Below are 20474 nucleotides of genomic sequence, written 5' to 3' on the forward strand. Positions count from 1 at the left end.
ACATCTTGAAGGGGAGAGTCCAGCTCATGTCGAACCAGAAGCTTTTTAACGTTGCAGTCGTAGGCGCTACAGGCGCAGTAGGAGAACAAATTATCCGTCTATTGGAAGAACGGAATTTCCCCATCAAGGAATTGAAATTACTATCTTCCGCTCGTTCAGCGGGCGTAAAGCTTTCTTTCAAAGGTCAAGAAGTAACCGTTCAAGAAGCGACACCGGAAAGCTTTCAAGGCGTTGATATAGCTTTATTTAGTGCTGGAGGCGATGTTACGAAGGCATTGGCTCCTCACGCTGTTAAGGCGGGGACGATCTGTATCGATAATACGAGTGCATACCGCATGGATCCTGAAACACCACTTGTGGTACCTGAGGTAAATGTCGAGAAAATTAACGAGCACAAAGGCATTATTGCCAATCCGAATTGTTCCACGATCCAAATGGTAGCTGCACTTAAGCCTTTATATGATCGATATGGGATTTCCCGTATCATCGTATCTACGTACCAAGCTGTTTCTGGAGCTGGTGCTAAAGCGATTAACGAAATGTTGAGACAATCGAAAGAAGTGCTTGAAGGAAATGATGTGAATCCGGATATATTGCCGGTTGGTTCTTTGCCAGTGAAACATCAAATCGCCTTCAATGCGATTCCGCAAATCGATAAGTTCCTCGATAACGGTTTTACCAATGAAGAAATGAAAATGATTCTTGAAACGAAAAAAATTATGGGCGATGAGTCCATTGAAGTTACAGCTACATGCGTTCGTATTCCGGTTGTTTATGGTCATTCTGAGTCTGTCTATGTTGAATTAAAAGAAGATTTCGACGTAGAAGAAGTGAAGACGTTACTTGCTAATGCCCCTGGTATTGTTCTAGTTGACAACCCGGCTGAGCAGCAATATCCACTTGCTACAGATGCAGCGGGTAAACTGGAAACTTTCGTTGGTCGTGTACGCCGTGATTTGAGTAATCCGAAAGCGCTAAATATGTGGATTGTTTCTGACAATCTGCTTAAAGGTGCTGCTTGGAATGCTGTACAAATTGCTGAATATATTGCTATAGAACAATAATCGGCAAGTATGACTGCGGTAATCATCATGCAGTGAATATGGGGGAAACTCATGCGAATCCTTGTACAAAAATTTGGAGGCACTTCGCTTTCTACCGCTCATGCCAGAGAACACGTTATTGGACACATTCAAGACGCACTTATCAATCATTATAAATTGGTTGTTGTTGTATCTGCGATGGGAAGAAAAGGAGAACCCTATGCGACTGACACGCTCTTAGACCTCGTTCGCAAGAACGGGGAGGGGCTGCCAGCCCGGGAACTCGATATGTTAATGGGCTGCGGAGAGTTAATATCTGCGGTACATTTGTGCAGCTTATTACAGGCAACAGGTATTAGCTCTACGGTTTTGACAGGTGGGCAAGCTGGTATTCTTACGAATGATGTTCACGGTAATGCCCAAATAGTAGCTATGCAGCCCAACCGGATTCTTGAATTGTTGGAGCAAGATAAGGTAGTCATTGTTACCGGATTTCAAGGTAAAACAAGCCAAGACGAACTAACCACATTAGGGCGCGGGGGTAGTGATACATCGGCTACTGCTCTTGGGGCTGCCCTTAAAGCTGAAATTGTAGATATTTTCACGGATGTCAACGGGATATTGACAGCGGATCCACGGATCGTTGAGGATGCTAAACCGTTAGTTCGCGTAAGCTTCGCTGAAATCTGCAATATGGCACATAACGGTGCTAAGGTGATACATCCACGCGCGGTAGAAGTAGCCATGCAGGCTAATATTCCGATTCGCGTGCGATCTACGTTTTCCAAAGAAGAAGGAACGTTGGTAACATTCTCAGACAGTAGCCCTACGGATATTAGTCAAGTGAAGGATCGATTCGTTACAGGAATTGCCCATTTTACGAACATTACTCAAATTCATGTTGCTGCGGTTGAAGGTCAATTCGATCTTCAGCTTCGTGTATTTAAAACGATGGCGCTGCATCAGATTAGTGTTGATTTTATAAACGTCAATCCATCGGGAGTCGTTTATACGGTGTTCGATCATGAAGCGGAACGCGCTTTAAAACTGCTCAGAAGTCAAGGCTATGATCCTAAGGCCGTGAGTGGGTGTGCAAAAGTTTCAGTGATCGGCGGCGGTATGAACGGAGTGCCAGGTATTATGGCGCAAATTGTTGAGGCATTAACGGTAGAGGATATACGTATCCTTCAATCAGCCGACTCTAATACAACGATTTGGGTGCTTGTCCATGGTATTGATATGATTAAATCAGTTAGGGCACTACATCATAAGTTCAATTTATATAAGTGAAATGTGAGATTGAGGAGGTATAACGTTGGATTTTGGAAGAGTAATTACAGCTATGGTCACTCCTTTTGACGAGAACTTACAGGTGAACTGGGAGCAAGTGGAACCATTAATTAACTATTTGATCGAAGAACAGCAGTCCGATAGCCTTGTTATTTGTGGCACGACCGGTGAGGCACCAACATTAACAGACGATGAGAAGCTGAAGCTTATCGAACTATCCGTTCGTTATGCCAGGGGGCGCTGCAAGATCATTGCAGGTACTGGAAGTAATGACACTGTGCACACTATTCATTTTTCCCAAAAAGTTGAGAAACTTGGAGTCGATGCTTTACTGATCGTAGCTCCTTATTATAACCGCCCTTCCCAAGAAGGGTTGTACCAGCATTTTAAAGCAGTAGCTGAGTCTGTTCAGATTTCGATTATGCTCTATAATGTACCGGGACGCACAGGGGTGAATTTGGATGCGGAGACAACTATTCGTCTATCCCAAATTTCGAATATCGTGGCTACCAAAGATTGCGCTAACACGGATCAATTGACACGTATACTTAATGATGCAGCTCCTAATTTCCTTGTGTATAGCGGGGATGACAGCAGTGCGCTGCCTGCTCTAGCGGTAGGATGTCAGGGAATTATTAGTGTTGCTAGTCATGTGATTGGAAAAGAAATGCAATCTATGATAAAGTATTATTTAGATGGTAACACTCAGCAAGCGGCAGAACTTCATCGTAAGCTTCATCCTGTTTTTACTGGCATTTTCCGTGTACCGAGTCCTGCTCCAATTAAACATGCTCTTGCATTGAAAGGCATTCAAACTGGAGGCGTAAGACTTCCGTTAGTTCGTGTATCCGAGCAAGAAGGACAATTCATCCAATCACTTTTTGTATGATAACGCCTAATGAATCGGTGCTTCCGGCATCGGTTTTCTTTTTTTGGGAAATCTAAAGTAATAGGTATTAACTTGTATTTGTTGTTTTTTTTCATGTATAATGGTTGCAAGTGACTAGTTCGGTTTTTTCATTTAAAATTCGTCGTCCAATCTTAGAAGGAGGTATATTCTTGTCCAAAAAAAATATTGATAAACTTTTGATCTTCGCTCTTGGCGGCGTGGGCGAAATCGGAAAAAATATGTATTGCGTTCAGTATGCGAACGATATCATCGTCATTGATAGTGGTTTGAAATTTCCAGAGGAGGACATGCTTGGAATCGACATCGTGATTCCAGACATTGGATATCTAACGGAGAATCGGGATAAAGTGCGCGGCATTATCATCACTCACGGCCACGAAGATCATATTGGCGGCTTACCTTATGTACTTAAGCATCTTAACGTTCCACTTTATGCAACTAAGCTTACAATGGGACTTATCGAAGCTAAGCTGAAGGAAGCAAATTTACTTGGTACTACGAATCGGATCCTCATTAATTCGGAATCCGTTCTATCCTTAGGCGTTCTTACTGCAACATTCTTCAAAACCAATCATAGTATTCCTGATTCTGTGGGTGTCGCTTTAGATACACCGGAAGGTGTTGTTGTTCATACAGGAGACTTTAAGTTCGATCAAACTCCTGTAAATGATCAATATGCGGACTTGCATCGTATGGCAGAGATTGGGAAGAAAGGCGTACTTGCCTTGCTTTCCGACAGCACAAATGCAGAACGCCCTGGTTACACAGGTTCTGAGCGCAGTGTTGGGGTTGAAATTGAAGAAGTGTTCCGTAAAGCTAAGCAAAGAGTTGTTATTGCGACATTTGCATCCAACATTCACCGTGTTCAACAGGTGTTTGATGCAGCCGCAGCAACAAATCGCAAAGTAACAGTAATCGGTCGCAGTATGGTTAACGTGGTTTCGATCGCTAGCGAGCTAGGGTACTTGCACATTCCGGATGGCATGCTAATTGAGCCAGAGGAAGTTAACAAGCTTGCCGCTGATCGCGTTGTCATTCTTTCCACAGGAAGCCAAGGAGAGCCGATGTCGGCTCTTACAAGAATGGCACGTTCAACCCATCGTAAAATTGATATTTTACCTGGTGATACGGTTATTATTGCGGCAACTCCAATTCCGGGGAATGAGCGTTATGTAGGCCGTACCGTAGATGAGTTATTCCGTATTGGCGCTAATGTGATTTACGGTCCAGGTTCTGTTACTGGCGTACACGTATCAGGTCACGGTAGTCAAGAAGAATTGAAATTAATGCTCAATCTTATGAAGCCTAAGTACTTTATTCCGATTCATGGCGAATATCGCATGCTGCGTCAACATGCCATCCTAGCCGAGTCTGTCGGCATTCCTAAAGAAGATATATTTATGTGCGATATCGGTGACACGGTAGAAATTCAAAATGGCGTTGCTCGCAAAGGATCTAAAGTTCAAAGCGGCAACATTCTGATTGATGGACTGGGTGTTGGAGATGTAGGCAACATTGTGTTGCGTGACCGTAAATTACTGTCTCAGGACGGAATCCTTGTGGTCGTAGTTACACTCAGCAAACAAGATGGCAAAATTTTATCTGGACCAGATATTATTTCTCGCGGATTCGTGTATGTACGTGAATCTGAGGGTCTCTTGGAAGAAGCTAATCGTATCGTAACGAATACGTTAACGAAATTAATGAATGAAAATGTAAATGAGTGGGCATCTTTAAAAACAAATGTGAAAGATGTTCTCGGACGCTTTTTATATGAACAAACCAGAAGAAGACCGATGATCCTTCCTATTATCATGGAAGTCTAGGCTCGAACAAGTCACTTGAACCTATGCAAATAGTAAAAGCTCTCTCCATCACTGGAGGGAGCTTTTTTTCTTCTAGTCCGCAGGGTGCGAATGCATGAAAGTACGCAAATTTATTCATACTATGGGAGATTATGAACCGTACATGCAAAGTTTGCTAGCACAATGCAGTTTAAGCTTACAAAGCTGTTTTTGCAAAAGCAAAACTCGAAGGGGGATTTTCAGTGGCAGAACCCACAGGACCGAAACAACAAGAACCAATAACTGAAGAAGGTAAGAAAAACGCAGTTCTCGAAAACATTCAACAGTTAGGTCAAACGAATACACTTTCTGGCGAATCTAATATTTTCTGCCTCACCATTATTGGACAAGTGGAAGGACATATTGTTCTCCCTCCCCAGAATAAAACGACCAAATATGAGCACCTAATTCCGCAATTAGTCGCCGCAGAGCAGAATCCGAAGATTGAAGGCGTTATGATTATTTTAAATACGGTAGGGGGAGATGTAGAAGCAGGACTTGCCATCGCAGAGATGGTGGCAACACTATCGAAGCCTTCCATTGCTTTGGTACTTGGTGGCGGACATAGTATTGGTGTTCCTATCGCAGTATCAGCGGACTACTCGATTATTGCTGAAACGGCAACGATGACAATTCACCCAATTCGTTTAAATGGTTTAATTATTGGAGTCCCACAAACATTTGAATATTTGGATAAAATGCAGGAACGTGTTGTGCGGTTTGTTACGAAGCACTCTAATGTAACAGAAGAAAAGTTTAAAGAGTTGATGTTTAAGACTGGGGAGTTGACAAGGGATATTGGGACAACAGTCATTGGTATAGACGCTGTTAAGTATGGATTGATAGATCAAGTAGGCGGTATCGGTGATGCAATCCGTGAGCTTAATCAGCGTATAGAGATTAAGAAAGCAGCGGCGAGCGGAGGCATTGTACAATGATCCATTACTCCGTTATCCCGATGGATGTGATTTTTGAAGGAATGGAGACTTATGAACCCAAGTTTATCGAGATCGATCAGGGTGGAGTCAAAATGCAAATTGAACCGATTAGTGGCTTTCAGGCACGAATCGTTAGGTTGTTTAGCTGTAATCCTCAGGATTATTTGAACAATCAATATGCCCCAGGAACTATTATTTCATATAGTCCTGTAGTTGAGGCAACTTTAACTTTCTAGCCTGCTCTTCCTGTATCATCCCCCAAGTCAAATATGGTATAATGTGGACTTGGGGGTGGCAAGCGTGGCGAAACGCAAGAAAAAAGGCAAGGCTCTAAAAACAAGCTTGTTATTCGAGTTATATGGTATTCTCATTCTAATCTTCTCGGTCATTGCACTTGCTCATCAAGGGCATGTTGGGAATTCGTTGATTTACCTTTTTCGATTTTTTGTGGGAACGTGGTATTCACTTATACCGCTGATTTTCATATATGTGGCCTTATATGCGATGATCAAGAGAGCTTGGCCACAGATGGTTACGCCCAAGAAAGCAGGCATACTGCTGTTCATTCTTGGCCTACTAATAAAAAATCATATTGATTTGTTCGCTCAATTATATCCTGATGGCGGTTTCACATCAGGGAAAGTCATTGCATCCACATGGAATGCTATGTTAGATGGTCTGAAACCAACAGAAGCTGGCAAAGCGGCATTGGAACATGGTATTGGTGGCGGAATGATTGGCGCTATGCTATACAGTGTCCTTTACTTTCTGTTCGATTATTTGGGAGCGAGATTAATCCAATACGCCCTGTTTGTCATGGGCTTTATTCTGGCAACAGGCATTTCTTACGTGGACGTTGGCAATATCGTGAAGGGTCGATTCAGTAATGTTGGCCAAAATTTTAAAGATAGAATGAAAGAGTGGCTGCAGGATCGCGAAACACGTCAGCCCCAAACTGTCTCCGCAGGTACTAGTACGACTAAGGCGAAGAAATCCTCTTATGTTCCAGTTGATGATGAGTTCGATGAGGAGGTTTTCCAGCCTGTTAAACGGGCGAAGAAGACACCACTCTTTATGGAGCTGCTTCGTCCAAATAAGGAAAGTCGGAAAAAGACGGCAGTCGAGAGTAATTCAAATTCAGATGAATTAAATGATTTAGATGCAGCAGATGAAACCGAGCAAGTTCTTTATAAGTCAAGTGCGAAGCAAGCTGCTGAATCTGATTCACCATCCACAGATCAACCAATCACACCTATTATTCGTGATTTTCAGGAGCAGGTTTTTCAAGAAGCTCAGCAGGCAGTCAAACATCCTGCAGCTTCCTCTACAGCGCCTGTTTCTAAAGTACAGGGAGCAGGGGCTGTTGACACGGATGATGAACCAGTTACGCTAGAATTTCAGGAGAATGTGCCGATTGTGCAAACACGGCCATATGAGATGCCGTCCCTTGAATTATTAGCGAAGCCTGCTGTTGGCAAAGGCAGTGAGATGGCGGACTATAAAGCGAATGCAAGGAAGCTAGAAGCCACCTTGGAGAGCTTTGGGGTTCGTGCCAAGGTGCTGGAGGTCGTCAGAGGCCCTGCCGTGACACGCTACGAGATACAGCCTGATGTGGGTGTGAAGGTCAGCCGAATCGTCTCTTTGACCGATGATATCGCGTTGGCGCTTGCAGCCAAGGATATTCGGATGGAAGCGCCGATTCCTGGTAAAGCTGCGATCGGCATTGAGGTGCCGAATCTGGAGGTTTCGATTGTGACCATGCGTGAAGTCATGGAAACATCTGCTTTTCAAGAATCCAGCTCAAGGCTATCCGTTGTACTTGGACGAGATATTTCTGGACAACCAATTGTCGGAAATTTGGCAAGAATGCCTCACTTACTTGTAGCTGGAGCGACCGGTTCAGGTAAATCCGTCTGTATTAATGGGATTATTACGAGCATTTTGTATAAAGCAAAGCCGAATGAAGTGAAGTTTCTTATGATCGATCCGAAGATGGTTGAATTGAATGTTTACAATGGGATTCCTCATCTACTGGCACCAGTTGTAACTGATCCTCGACGAGCTTCGTTAGCACTTAAGAAAGTCGTCGTTGAGATGGAAAAGCGTTATGAACTATTCTCAAAAAGCGGAACCCGAAATATTGAGGGCTACAATGCAATGTTGACAGAAAGCGGTACAGCAGTCCCTCTGCCTTATTACGTGGTTATTGTGGATGAGTTAGCCGATTTAATGATGGTTGCTGCTAATGATGTGGAAGATTCTATCACGCGACTTGCTCAAATGGCCCGTGCTGCGGGTATTCATTTAATTATTGCTACACAACGACCATCCGTTGATGTTATTACGGGTGTGATTAAAGCCAATATTCCATCACGTATTGCGTTCGGTGTTTCGTCTCAAGTAGACTCAAGGACCATTTTGGACATGGTCGGAGCCGAGAAGCTGTTAGGTCGAGGCGATATGCTTTATTTGCCAGTTGGCGCGTCCAAACCTGTTCGTATTCAGGGTGCCTTTTTATCTGACCAAGAGGTTGAACATGTGGTTGGATTTGTACGCACGCAGGAGCAGGCGAATTACCAAGAAGAAATGGTTCCGCATGTGGAAGAAATGCCGGAACAACAAAATGAATTTGAAGACGAGCTGTACGACCAGGCTGTTCAAATTGTATTGGAAGCCAAGCAAGCCTCTGTGTCCCTGCTGCAACGACGTATGAGAGTCGGGTATACACGTGCGGCAAGGCTGGTTGACTCTATGGAAGCCAAAGGGGTCGTCGGCCCGTACGAAGGCAGCAAGCCTCGAGAGGTGCTAATGTCGATTGAACAATACCATCATAATCGGATCAGTTCCTAGCTTAAATAGACGAAAGTACAAGCACTCTCCTCAGGAGAGTGTTTTTTTTGTATAAACATAGAGTCCCTTTCTCATAATAAGCAAGAAAAGGCTGTAATTTGAAAAGTGAGGTTGAGAAGGGGAATGAATAAACGATTAATTGTACTTACATTTTGTATTGTTTTCGTATTAGTTGTCGCTTTTCAGTTGAAAGGAAAGTTCAATCCACCTGCAGAAGAAACGTTTAGTAAAAATGAAGTGCGATATGGAGCCACAGGAACTGACGTTAACGAGCTGCAAGGCAGATTGAAGTTCATTGGCTTCTATAACGGCAGTATAGACGGAGATTATGGGTATAAAACTTTATTGGCAGTGAAGCGATTCCAAGGTGAGTTTGGGATGAAAGTAGATGGCGTTGTAGGTCCCAAGACCAAGCTTAAACTGTGGGAAGCTACGAAGAATTGGAGGCCTACAGCACCAACAACAGGAAGACAGAGCGGCGCAGGCAAAGAAACGGCTACTTCAAATAAAAAGCCAGCCAATTTGCTGCCTTCTAATAACCTGGGCTTATCAGAGCAGGATATTAATCTGATGGCAAATGCTGTGAATGGTGAGGCTCGGGGAGAACCCTATATTGGTCAGGTAGCAGTAGCAGCAGTTATTTTGAATCGTGTAAAGTCAGCAAGTTTTCCTAATACGGTTTCTGGTGTTATCTTTCAGCCTGGTGCTTTCACAGCCGTAGCAGATGGCCAAATTTGGCTAACACCAAACGAATCGACGAAAAGAGCAGTAAAAGATGCGCTGACCGGATGGGATCCTACGGGCGGTTGTATCTATTATTTCAACCCGGTAACAGCGACATCCAAATGGATTTGGAGCAGGACGCAAGTCAAAAATATTGGGAAGCATATTTTCTGTAAATAATTTAGACATGGACAAAGGAGAAGGAACCAGCTTTGGTTGCTTCTCCTCTTCGTATAGGAATATAATGGATTTATATCACGGACAATGAAGGGAGACCGACCTTTGAAGCAAATACAATTTGAGCGCACTACATGGAATCATATACGTTTACATGTGCTGCCGACAGATCGGTTTAAAACGTTTGCCATTTCAGTGTACATAGGCCGTCCTCTAGAGGAAGAAACGGTCACGAGTACCGCATTAACACCCTTTGTACTGCGAAGAGGTACGGAATTTCGCCCAGAAACAAAGCAATTTCGAGAATATTTAGATGATTTATATGGTGCAGGGTTCGGTTTTGATATTTACAAACGGGGCGATTACCAAATTGTTCAGTTACGCATGGATATCATCAATGACCGATTCGTAAAATCAGCACAATCTTTATTAGAGCAGGGACTTGACTTCGTTGGAGAAACTTTGACAAAGCCTGCGCTCGAAGAAGGACATTTTCGTAACAAATATGTCGATGCTGAGAAGCAGACTCTCCAAAAGCGCATAGAATCAGTTATTAATGATAAAATTCGTTACGCAGCTGAACGCTGTATCGAAGAAATGTGCAGTGATGATCCTTATCGACTTCACCCTTTGGGTAAAATCGATGATTTGGACCCTATCAATGCCGAGCAACTGTACGAACAATATAAACACTGGCTTCAAACGGCACCTATCGATATTTATGTCGTTGGAAATACGACGCTTTTTGAAGTAGAGGGTATTGTAAAGCAGGCATTCTCCATTGAACGTAAAGAGGATGTTGGTTATGTAACATCTGCCCCGCGGGGGGCAACAGGAGATGTGAAGACAATCGTTGAACGTCTGGATGTTAATCAAGGGAAACTGAACATGGGACTGCGAACAAATATTTCGTATCGAGATGAGCAGTACCCAGTAGCTCTTATGTATAATGGCGTTCTCGGAGGTTACCCACACTCCAAATTGTTTACGAATGTTCGTGAGAAAGCGAGTCTGGCCTACTATGCCTCTTCTCGGTTCGATGGTCACAAAGGCATTCTGACGATTCAATCAGGGATCGAAATGGCGAATTATGAGAAAGCGGTTGATATCATTCGAAAGCAGCTGACTGCCATGGAACAAGGAGATATCAGTGATATTGAATGGAATCAAACTCGAGCCATGATTGCCAATCAACTGCGCGAAATTCAGGATTCCGCATTTGAATTAATTTCATTTGACTTTAATGCTATTTTATCTGGAAAAGAACGTACGGTTTCAGGCTTGATTGAATCTGTGGAGCAGGTAGATATTGCGGCTATTGCAGAAGCTGCCAAGCGTGTTCAACTGGATACGATATACTTTTTGCGGGACCAGAAGGGAGAGTAGAAGATGCAGGTTATTCCTTATTCACATCTGGGTGAAACCATTTATCATGAGAAACTCGATAATGGGTTACATGTTTTTGTTCTACCCAAAGATGGTTTCCAGAAAACCTATGCGACGTTCACGACGCAATTCGGATCGGTTGACAACTCTTTTCAAGTTGAAGGGAAAGAGGCAGTTCAAGTTCCGGATGGCATTGCTCATTTTCTGGAGCACAAAATGTTCGAGGAGCCTGAAGGTGATATTTTCGCTACTTTCGCTTCAAACGGTGCTTCGGCTAACGCTTTTACAAGCTTTGATCGGACAGCATACTTATTTTCATCCACAGATCATTATTTAATAAATTTAACGACATTAATTAATTTCGTGCAAAATCCTTATTTTACAGATGAAAATGTAGAAAAGGAAAAAGGCATTATTGGTCAAGAGATCAAAATGTACGAAGACAATGCGGATTGGAGAAGCTATTATGGATTAATTGAATCCTTATATGCTAAGCATCCCATCCATATTGATATCGCTGGTACAGTTGATTCTATTGCCGAAATCTCAAAAGAAACCTTATATGAGTGCTACAACACATTCTATCACCCTAGCAATATGAGCTTGTTTGTTGTTGGAGGTGTGGATCCAGAAGAGGTTATTTCGCTAGTTAAAGGAAATCAAGCTGCCAAAACTTTTCCACCTCAAGGAAATATCCAACGATTTTTTCCAGAGGAGCCATTAGAAGTGAAGGAAGCGCGCAGAGTAACATTACTTCCTGTTTCAATGCCAAAATGTTTAATCGGATTCAAGGAGCCTGTGCCATCTGTAAGTGGGAAAGACTTACTAGTTAAAGAATTGACGACGAAATTAATGTTGGATGTATTGTTCAGCTCAAGCTCTGATATTTATCAGGCATTATATGATGAGCAATTGATTTCTGATAATTTTGGTCATGAATATAACTGTAGTGAGGGATATGCGTTCTCCATTCTTGGCGGAGATACTAAAGATCCGGACCAACTTGTAGCGCGCATACGCGAAGAGGTTGAGAAACGTAAGGATGCTGGGCTCGATGAAGTCACTTTCGAACGGAGTCGTAAAAAGAAAATTGGCAATTTCCTAAGGATGATGAACTCACCGGAATCCATAGCGAATGAATTCACTAAATACCGTTTTAAAGGTATTGATTTATTCGATATACTGCCTGTTTACGAGCAGATTACACTTGAAGACGTGAACCGTCGGTTCCGCGAGCATTTTGACTGGAGCAGACTTGCTATTTCGATTGTGCAAAGTCGTAAGCCGTCGTGACGTTTTCTAAGCCATTCAGTGAACAAACAGTTCTTATTACAGGAGCTAGCCGGGGAATTGGTGCAGCCATTGCTGAGCGTTTTTCCGCGGTAGGCATGAATGTGGTTATCCACTACCGTGAGTCACATGAAGCTGCCAATGAAGTAGCCAGATCCTGCATGAAACATGGCGCCAAAGTGTTAACCATTTCCGCAGATGTAAAATCTCGTGAGCAAATCAACAAGATGCAAGAAAAGCTGGAACAAAAAGACATGGTCCCTGATATTATCGTGAACAATGCGGGGATTTCTCACTTCGGAATGCTTTCTGATGTAAGTGAAGAAGATTGGGACCTGGTGATGAATGTAAATCTTAAAGGCGCCTTTCTTTGTACACAAACTTTCATGACTGCAATGGTCAAGCAAAAGTACGGCCGCATTATTAATGTATCCTCCATATGGGGCATCTCAGGTGCTTCCTGTGAGGTTGTATACTCAACAGCCAAAGGTGGATTGAACGCCTTTACGAAGGCGTTAGCGAAGGAGTTGGCTCCTTCTGGTGTGACGGTGAATGCTGTAGCGCCCGGTGCGGTATATACCGAAATGATGGCAGGATTCCAACCTGAGGAGCGGGAAGCGATCGCCAATGAAATTCCGGCAGGCCGTTTTGCTTTGCCTGATGAAGTTGCTTCACTTGTATACTTTTTAGCACTGCCTGAATCCGGTTATATTACGGGTCAAATCATAAGTCCAAATGGTGGATGGTTAACTTGAGTACAGTGTAGGAAGCCTCACGCATAATTTTAAGCTGGGAAGCGAATATTACGTATGTAATGACCATTTCTCATAATTTAAAGGAGGCTTCTTACAATGGCTACTGTACTTAAAGTATTTGATAAGTGGAAAGAGTTTTTGGCTGAACGTGTGAGTCAGGCTGGAAATGCGGGGATGAGTGAGGAAACCATCTCTAAGCTCGCTTTTCAAATTGGAGAATTTCTGGCAAATAAAGTGGATCCCGAAAATGAACAAGAGCGAGTGCTCAAAGAGCTGTGGGATGCAGGGGATGAGCAAGAAAAACATACAATTGCCCGCCTCATGGTAAAATTAGTAGACAAAGGTTAATAACCGTTTTACAATTCAATAGGGTACTATGTGAAAGCCTCCTCTTTCGGAGGCTTTTGCACGCTTTATAAGGATGAAAGGAATTGTAACTTCATGGCAATCAAACGTTTTGCGCTTGCATTATTGCTCTTATCTTTTATCGTAGCAGGGTGTGGAAATCGTGGAATTCCAACCATTAAGCAGGAATTGTTGGATAATAAATTATCAGTGCTAATGCTGACAGGAGCTAGTATGTCTGCGCCGGCTAAAGAGTCGGTAGGAAATGCGCTTCAGCAGTGGAGAGATGCTAATTTTATAGCCTTTGATTGGATCAAGGATTTGAATCAACTGGATGAAACCGTAATAGCAAAGTTGAAAGCAAGCAAATATGATTACATATATGTCATTGGTAATGAACTGTTCCCTTCTGCTAATGGGGTGATTGGACAAGGACTTTCGATGGGGAAGTGGACCTTATTACAAAGTCAGCTTGATACCAAAGGAATCACAAGTCAGGTAAATGAGCAAGCTTCGTTCTTACAAATTGATTCTCAACAGATTGAGACCTTGAAAAATAAATGGATCCAAGACCTTTTAGCACAAAATGTTCTCGTGGAGTGGGTGACTCGAAGCGATCGTCCCATTCCTTCTGCTTGGGCACCTTCGGAGGAAGCGGATCATATCGTTTTACTCGATAATAATGAACAGTGGTTCCAGCAGTTATCATTCCAAACGAGACAGCATCACTCTAACACGATTATTTTCTATACACCCGTAGATGAGGCACAAGTGCTGAAAGCTAAATCTATCGGAGTATCGGTTGTGGATCTTTCAGGAGCTGTATCGGCTGAACTAAACTGGACTCAAATTTTGGACAATCGTCTAGTTTTGATGAAAAACAGTTCTTGGAAAAAAGGTGGTACAATTTACAACGAACAAGAGCTTAAAGAACTAAAAATGAAATGAATTTGTGTAGGTTTATGCGATAAAAGAAGGACATTGACGGAAATTGTAGAAATTACTTGAGTAGGTATCGACTTGTTCGTTACAGATATTGCGATGAGGTGGAAAGATTGGACGTAAAAGAATGGTATATGGAGTACAAAATTCACAAAAACCGTCCCGGCTTATTAGGGGATATTGCTTCTTTGATGGGTATGCTGGATATTAATATTGTGACCATTAATGGGGTAGAAGATCGTACCCGTGGTATGCTTCTACAAACCAATGATGAAGAAAAAATTGACTTAATGGGTAAAATGTTAAGAAAAGTAGATAATATTACTATTACCGCCCTTAGACCCCCCAAGCTTGTTGATATTTTGGCTGTCCGTCATGGTCGGTATATTGAACGCGATTCGGATGATCGCAAAACATTCCGTTTTACTCGTGATGAATTGGGACTTTTAGTTGACTTCCTTGGTGAGATTTTCAAGCGAGAAGGGAACCAAGTTGTAGGTCTACGTGGCATGCCGCGAGTTGGTAAAACGGAGTCAATTATTGCAGGAAGTGTATGCGCAAACAAGCGCTGGACTTTCGTTTCCTCTACGTTACTTAGACAAACCGTACGCAGTCAACTGTCGGAAGATGAAATGACTCCAAATAACGTATATATCATTGATGGAATCGTTTCTACTATACGCTCAAATGAGAAGCATTATAGCCTTTTGCAGGACATTATGGGTATGCCTTCTACTAAGGTTATCGAGCATCCGGATATATTTATTCGGGAGTCGGAATACACATATAATCACTTCGATTATATTATTGAGTTGCGAAATAGCCCGGATGAAGAAATCAATTATGATTCATTTACGTATACGTCCGAACCTTTTTAATGTCTGTAACGTCATTAAATAAAGAAGATCCCGCGGGGAGGTGACCATATGTCTGATCTAGGACACATTTTACGTAAAACACGCCAGGAAAAAAAGATCTCGCTTGATGATCTTCAAGAAGTTACGAAAATTCGTAAACGCTACTTGGAAGCAATTGAAGAAGGAAATTACAAGGTTCTGCCTGGCAGCTTCTATGTCCGTGCCTTTATTAAAAGCTACGCTGAAGCGGTGGGACTTGACCCTACGGAAGTTCTCAACATGTACCAAACGACGAATCCCTCCCCAGCTGTAGAGAAACCAGTTGTAGAAACGATTCGTAATAATAGAACAAGTGTCCGTAATACCGAGAAATTGAGCCGCTGGGCTTCTGGTACGATGTTTGTCTGTTTCATTTTGCTTATATTCGGTATCGTATATTACTATACATACAAGAACTATAAGGGAACACCAGCGGATGAAAATCCTTCTTCTCAAACGCAATCACCGAGAATCACAGATTCTACGAATCCTGCGACTGGCACTGCTCCAAGTACGACAACGAATGCGTCCGGTGACGGTAAAGTGGCGCCTCTTGCGACTCCTACTCCGACACCGGTGCCAACACCAACACCATCCGTTCAGGTTAAGTTTAGCAGCAGCGAGAAGGGTGTGGATAATTACACGATAACCGGTGCTTCCAATCTGAATATTCAGATGAAAATAACAGGTTCCTGTTGGATACGTGTGGATTCTCTTACAGAGACAGGCGGTAAGGAAATGCTTAGACAGAAACTTTACAAAGCCGGTGATACGGACTCTTTTGATTTAACCGGTTCTGCGTATTTAAATGTAGGCGCAGCCAGTGCTTTGGAGCTTACTGTGAATGGTACGATCGTTCCTGTCGGGGATACACCAAACCCCAAAAGGGTACAGCTCAATTTGCAAAAAAACTAGCATTTTGACGTTTCCTGCGCTTTCCCGGGTAATGAATAATACCAAGAGATATCCTAGGCTGAGAGTGCTTAGGATGTTTCTTTTTTTACGGCTTCTTGCTATAATTCTATTGTAATTTGATGGAAAGGATGTTTTGTCTAAGATGAGTTCAGAATGCTCGTTTGATATCGTATCCAAGGTGGATATGCAGGAACTAAACAATGCCATACAGCAAGCGGAAAAAGAGATCCTAACCCGCTTTGACTTTAAAGGTAGTAAAAGCAGCATTAAATTGGATAAGGACCAACTTGTTGTTACCTCGGATGATGAGTTTAAGCTTCAGAATGTCCTTGATATTATGCACGCCAAAATGACGAAGCGCGGCATCTCGATTAAGAATCTCGAGTACAGTAAGGTAGAACCAGCGGCTGGTTCCACCGTAAGGCAGAAAATTAGCATGAAGCAAGGTGTCGATCAGGAGAACTCGAAAAAAATTAACATTCTAATTCGTGACTCCAAGCTTAAAGTTAAGACGCAAATCCAAGGTGATCAAATCCGGGTAACCGGGAAGAGTCGAGATGATTTACAAGCTGTTATTGCCTTGCTGCGTAAGGCGGAAATTCCTCTTGATTTGCAATTTGTTAACTTGAAATAGGCATACATACGATGTTCTTTGGAGAGTAGCCCCCTACATGTAGGGGGTTTTTACATTTTGACACCCTATAGGGCTTGTATTATACTGGTAGGGAGTGTTTTTTAGGACTATTGGAGGTTGTTTCTTTCATGACAGAAAAGGTTAAAGTAGTTACTCTCGGATGCGAGAAAAATTTGGTCGATTCCGAGATTATGTCAGGATTAATTCATGGCCGTGGCTTTCAGCTTGTTGAGAACAAGGAAGATGCCACTGTCATTATCGTGAACACTTGCGGGTTCATTGATGCAGCAAAAGAAGAATCCGTTAATACAATTTTGGATATGGCAGAATTAAAGCAAACAGCGAATCTCAAAGCGCTTATCGTATCAGGGTGTTTGACTCAACGCTACAAAAAGCAGTTGATGGAAGAAATGCCTGAGATTGATGGCATTGTGGGTACCGGAGATTTCGATAAAATCAACCATATCGTAGATGAAGCACTTCGCGGAAAGAAACCGGTTCTTGTTGGGAATCCGGTGTTCAATTATGATGCGGATCTGCCAAGACTCATGACTACACCTCGATATACAGCCTATGTGAAAATTGCAGAAGGTTGCGATAACGCATGTACATTCTGTAGTATTCCAATTATGCGAGGTAACTTCAAAAGCAGAAGTATGGAGTCCATTGTTGCTGAAGTAGCTAATCTTGCTGCACAAGGCGTTAAAGAGATTAGTCTAATCGCGCAGGATTCCACGAATTATGGAACGGATCTTTACGATGGTTTCATGCTGCCTACTTTGCTGAATAAAGTTAGTGAAGTGGAAGGCATCGAGTGGGTGCGACTACACTATGCTTACCCTGGATTCTTTAGCGATGAATTGATTGCTGTCATGGCATCTAATCCAAAGGTATGTAAGTATATCGATATGCCACTTCAACACAGTGAAGATTCTATTCTCAAACGTATGCGTAGACCTGGCCGCCAGAAGGATGCACGTGAACTAGTTCGTAAAATTCGTGAAGCGATTCCGGATGTTGCCCTACGTACATCACTCATTGTAGGTTTCCCAGGCGAAACTGAACAAGACTTTGAAAACTTAAAACAATTTGTTCGCGACATTCAGTTTGACCGTCTCGGTGTTTTTGCCTATTCCAAGGAAGATGATACGCCAGCAGCGCGTTTGCCGGACCAAGTTCCTGATGATGTCAAAGAGTATCGTGCGAACGCGATTATGGAAATTCAGCGAGAAATCTCGAATCTGCGTGGCGGACGCCGCATCGGGCAGGAAATTGACGTGCTTATCGAAAGATACGATGGCAGAAGTGATGTATATATTGGACGTTCTCAATTTGATGCTCCTGAGATTGATGGAGAAGTATTCGTGTCAAATGCGAAGCTTAACATTGGTGAATTAGCTAAGGTTCGTATTACCCACTCTTATGAGTTTGACTTATCCGGGGAGGTAATTGCATGAACCTGGCCAATCGCATCACCGTGGCGAGGATTTTATTAGTACCTATTATCATGTTTTTTCTGTTGATTAAGGTGAAATTCCCTCAAATACGGATAGAGGAATTTAGCATAACATATAATCAAATTATTGCTGCTTTAATTTTCATTATTGCTGCGAGTACAGACAGTTTAGATGGTTACATTGCCAGAAAACGTAATCTTGTAACTAATTTGGGCAAGCTGCTTGATCCTTTAGCGGATAAGCTGCTTGTTACGGCTGTGCTCGTCTCATTAGTCGAAATGGATAAAGTAGATGCTTGGATTGTCATTGTCATTATCAGTAGGGAGTGGGCTGTTACAGGACTTCGCCAAATTGCTCTATTGGAAGGCACAGTGATGGCGGCTAGCAAATGGGGAAAAGCGAAGACGGCAGCTCAGATTACAGCCATCATTGCACTTCTTATCAATAATTTTCCTTTTACGTTTATGCACTTTCCTTTTGATGTTATAGCTAGTTGGGCAGCTGCAATTATTACCGTGTATTCTGGTGTAGAGTACTTTGTGAAAAATAAGCATGTCATAGATTTTTCGGAAAAGGCTTAATAGGGCAACCTATTGTTTTTTCTACCACTTAAGAAAGTATAAGTTTTCGGCTCCCGAAAACCGCTTTCTTATTGGCGATAAAAATTACCTCTAAACGCGGTCGCTCATCTTTGAATGGCCGAGGGTAGAGGTTTTCTCATGTTAAGGAGGGAACTCGAGATGAAAGCAGAAATTATCGCTGTTGGAACGGAACTTTTACTAGGCCAAATTGTAAATACAAATGCTCAATTTCTCTCCAGAGAATGTGCTGCACTTGGCGTAGACATGTATTTTCAAACGGTCGTTGGTGATAATGAACAGAGATTGCTGGATAGCTTCAAATTAGCTGCTTCAAGGGCTGATGTCGTTATTTGTACAGGAGGTCTTGGACCTACGCAGGATGATTTGACGAAGGATGTGCTTGCTGCGTTTGTAGGCCGTGAATTGATTGTGCATGAGCCCTCTATGAAAACAATTACAGATATGTTCCTGTCGCGCGGGATCCATATGGTGGAAAGTAACAGACGACAAGCGATGATGCTAGTGGGAAGTGATCCTTTACATAACGAAACAGGGCTTGCTGTTGGTGTAGCATTTACATACGAAGGGACACATTTCATTCTTCTGCCAGGTCCGCCCAAAGAAATGAAACCGATGTTCTCCAAGTATGCGGCTCCTTGGCTGCGTGCACGGATGACCAATGAGATTCCGCTTTATTCCAAAATGCTCAAATTTGCCGGCGTCGGTGAATCTAATTTGGAACATCAATTACTTGATCTAATCCAAGCTCAAACGGACCCAACGATCGCTCCATACGCCAAAGAAGGCGAAGTGACGATTCGCTTAACTACTCGTGCACAGACATCTTCAGAAGGCGAACGAAATCTTCAAGCGACCGAACAAGAGATTAGAATGCGATTAGGAGAGTATCTCTATGCGGACCAAGATGTTCCCATCGAAACAATTGTGCTGCAATTGCTTGGCGAGAAGAACCAGACGCTTGCTGTGGCCGAAAGCTGCACAGGCGGCTTGCTAAGTGATTTGATTACTGCAGTGCCGGGGAGTTCCCAATCATTTCTTGGAGGAATTATTTGTTATTCGAATGCCTTGAAGCATAAGCTCCTCGGTGTTCCAATGGAAGTGCTGGAAGGGGAGGGTTCCCCTGGTGCTGTTAGCAGCGAGACAGCAACCTTCTTAGCGGAGCAATTGATTACTGTGACCGGAAGCGACTTTGGCATATCAGTCACGGGTGTAGCCGGTCCAAGTCCGTCTGAAGGCAAGCCAGTAGGGCTTGTTTATATAGGTTTTGCTCAAAAAGACGCAGCAACAACGGTTATTACTTTGCAGCTATCTGGTAACCGGGAGTCCATTAAGCATAGAGCTGCCAAAAGCGCACTCTATCATTTATGGAAACAGTTGAAAGATAGCTAGAGTTCGCATATAATGAGACTAAGTGTTAACGGAAGAACCGTAACAAAGCGATAACTTTGTTGCGGTTTTTTGTTTGTTCGCTAAAAAG

Annotated in this window: 19 protein-coding genes; all 19 read left to right on the top strand. The window is 42.9% G+C overall.

The genetic code is table 11. The annotated features are described in order from the left end of the window. Positions 1–26 precede the first annotated feature (26 nt). The 19 genes from QFZ78_RS02600 (at position 27) to QFZ78_RS02690 (ending at position 20386) form a co-directional block, all read left to right on the top strand. Positions 27–1064, top strand: a complete 1038-nt coding sequence (locus tag QFZ78_RS02600) for an aspartate-semialdehyde dehydrogenase (RefSeq protein WP_307545148.1) — start codon at positions 27–29, stop codon at positions 1062–1064. A 51-nt stretch (positions 1065–1115) separates the two neighbouring features. Beyond that, entirely contained in the window at positions 1116–2333 is a 1218-nt protein-coding gene (gene dapG / locus QFZ78_RS02605) for an aspartate kinase (RefSeq protein WP_307545149.1), read from the top strand. Between the two features lie 25 nt (positions 2334–2358). Continuing rightward, positions 2359–3222, top strand: a complete 864-nt coding sequence (dapA, locus tag QFZ78_RS02610) for a 4-hydroxy-tetrahydrodipicolinate synthase (RefSeq protein ID WP_307545150.1) — start codon at positions 2359–2361, stop codon at positions 3220–3222. 170 nt (positions 3223–3392) lie between these two features. Continuing rightward, a complete protein-coding gene (locus QFZ78_RS02615) occupies positions 3393–5069 on the top strand; it encodes a ribonuclease J (RefSeq protein ID WP_307443445.1) in 1677 nt (558 codons plus the stop codon). Positions 5070–5290: 221 nt separating this feature from the next. Further along, on the top strand, positions 5291–6025 hold the full coding sequence (locus QFZ78_RS02620; RefSeq protein WP_373460108.1) for a ClpP family protease: 735 nt from the start codon (positions 5291–5293) through the stop codon (positions 6023–6025). Next, complete coding sequence (locus tag QFZ78_RS02625; protein ID WP_171688227.1) at positions 6022–6261, top strand: YlzJ-like family protein; 240 nt, start codon at positions 6022–6024, stop codon at positions 6259–6261. The genes QFZ78_RS02620 and QFZ78_RS02625 overlap by 4 nt, the downstream gene beginning before the upstream one ends. Before the next feature lie 64 nt (positions 6262–6325). Next, positions 6326–8875: a DNA translocase FtsK gene (locus QFZ78_RS02630; RefSeq protein ID WP_307545151.1), complete on the top strand. Its 2550-nt coding sequence runs from the start codon at positions 6326–6328 to the stop codon at positions 8873–8875. A gap of 123 nt (positions 8876–8998) precedes the next feature. After that, positions 8999–9778, top strand: a complete 780-nt coding sequence (gene sleB, locus QFZ78_RS02635) for a spore cortex-lytic enzyme (RefSeq protein WP_307545152.1) — start codon at positions 8999–9001, stop codon at positions 9776–9778. Between the two features lie 102 nt (positions 9779–9880). Next, positions 9881–11161 (top strand): EF-P 5-aminopentanol modification-associated protein YfmF, encoded by a 1281-nt coding sequence (gene yfmF, locus QFZ78_RS02640; RefSeq protein ID WP_307545153.1) that lies wholly within the window; start codon positions 9881–9883, stop codon positions 11159–11161. Between the two features lie 3 nt (positions 11162–11164). After that, the gene (gene yfmH, locus QFZ78_RS02645; RefSeq protein ID WP_307545154.1) at positions 11165–12454 is read left to right on the top strand and encodes an EF-P 5-aminopentanol modification-associated protein YfmH; all 1290 of its coding nucleotides are present in this window, start codon (positions 11165–11167) and stop codon (positions 12452–12454) included. Beyond that, complete coding sequence (gene ymfI, locus QFZ78_RS02650) at positions 12451–13206, top strand: elongation factor P 5-aminopentanone reductase (RefSeq protein WP_307545155.1); 756 nt, start codon at positions 12451–12453, stop codon at positions 13204–13206. Before yfmH ends, ymfI begins: the two co-directional genes overlap by 4 nt. 96 nt (positions 13207–13302) lie before the next feature. Then, complete coding sequence (locus QFZ78_RS02655; RefSeq protein WP_307545156.1) at positions 13303–13554, top strand: DUF3243 domain-containing protein; 252 nt, start codon at positions 13303–13305, stop codon at positions 13552–13554. 93 nt (positions 13555–13647) lie between these two features. Next, a complete protein-coding gene (locus QFZ78_RS02660; protein WP_307545157.1) occupies positions 13648–14499 on the top strand; it encodes a hypothetical protein in 852 nt (283 codons plus the stop codon). Between the two features lie 128 nt (positions 14500–14627). Beyond that, complete coding sequence (locus QFZ78_RS02665) at positions 14628–15371, top strand: DUF3388 domain-containing protein (protein ID WP_373291262.1); 744 nt, start codon at positions 14628–14630, stop codon at positions 15369–15371. 48 nt (positions 15372–15419) lie between these two features. Beyond that, on the top strand, positions 15420–16304 hold the full coding sequence (locus QFZ78_RS02670; RefSeq protein ID WP_307545158.1) for a helix-turn-helix domain-containing protein: 885 nt from the start codon (positions 15420–15422) through the stop codon (positions 16302–16304). A 142-nt stretch (positions 16305–16446) separates the two neighbouring features. Then, positions 16447–16938: a YajQ family cyclic di-GMP-binding protein gene (locus QFZ78_RS02675; protein WP_047672977.1), complete on the top strand. Its 492-nt coding sequence runs from the start codon at positions 16447–16449 to the stop codon at positions 16936–16938. A 128-nt stretch (positions 16939–17066) separates the two neighbouring features. Then, positions 17067–18395 (top strand): 30S ribosomal protein S12 methylthiotransferase RimO, encoded by a 1329-nt coding sequence (rimO, locus tag QFZ78_RS02680; protein ID WP_307545159.1) that lies wholly within the window; start codon positions 17067–17069, stop codon positions 18393–18395. After that, positions 18392–18976, top strand: a complete 585-nt coding sequence (pgsA, locus tag QFZ78_RS02685) for a CDP-diacylglycerol--glycerol-3-phosphate 3-phosphatidyltransferase (protein ID WP_307545160.1) — start codon at positions 18392–18394, stop codon at positions 18974–18976. The genes rimO and pgsA overlap by 4 nt, the downstream gene beginning before the upstream one ends. Positions 18977–19135: 159 nt before the next feature. Next, positions 19136–20386 (top strand): competence/damage-inducible protein A, encoded by a 1251-nt coding sequence (locus tag QFZ78_RS02690; RefSeq protein ID WP_307545161.1) that lies wholly within the window; start codon positions 19136–19138, stop codon positions 20384–20386. The last annotated feature ends 88 nt before the right edge of the window (positions 20387–20474 follow it).

The sequence above is a fragment of the Paenibacillus sp. V4I5 genome (genome assembly GCF_030817255.1).
In the GTDB taxonomy this organism is placed as follows: domain Bacteria; phylum Bacillota; class Bacilli; order Paenibacillales; family NBRC-103111; genus Paenibacillus_E.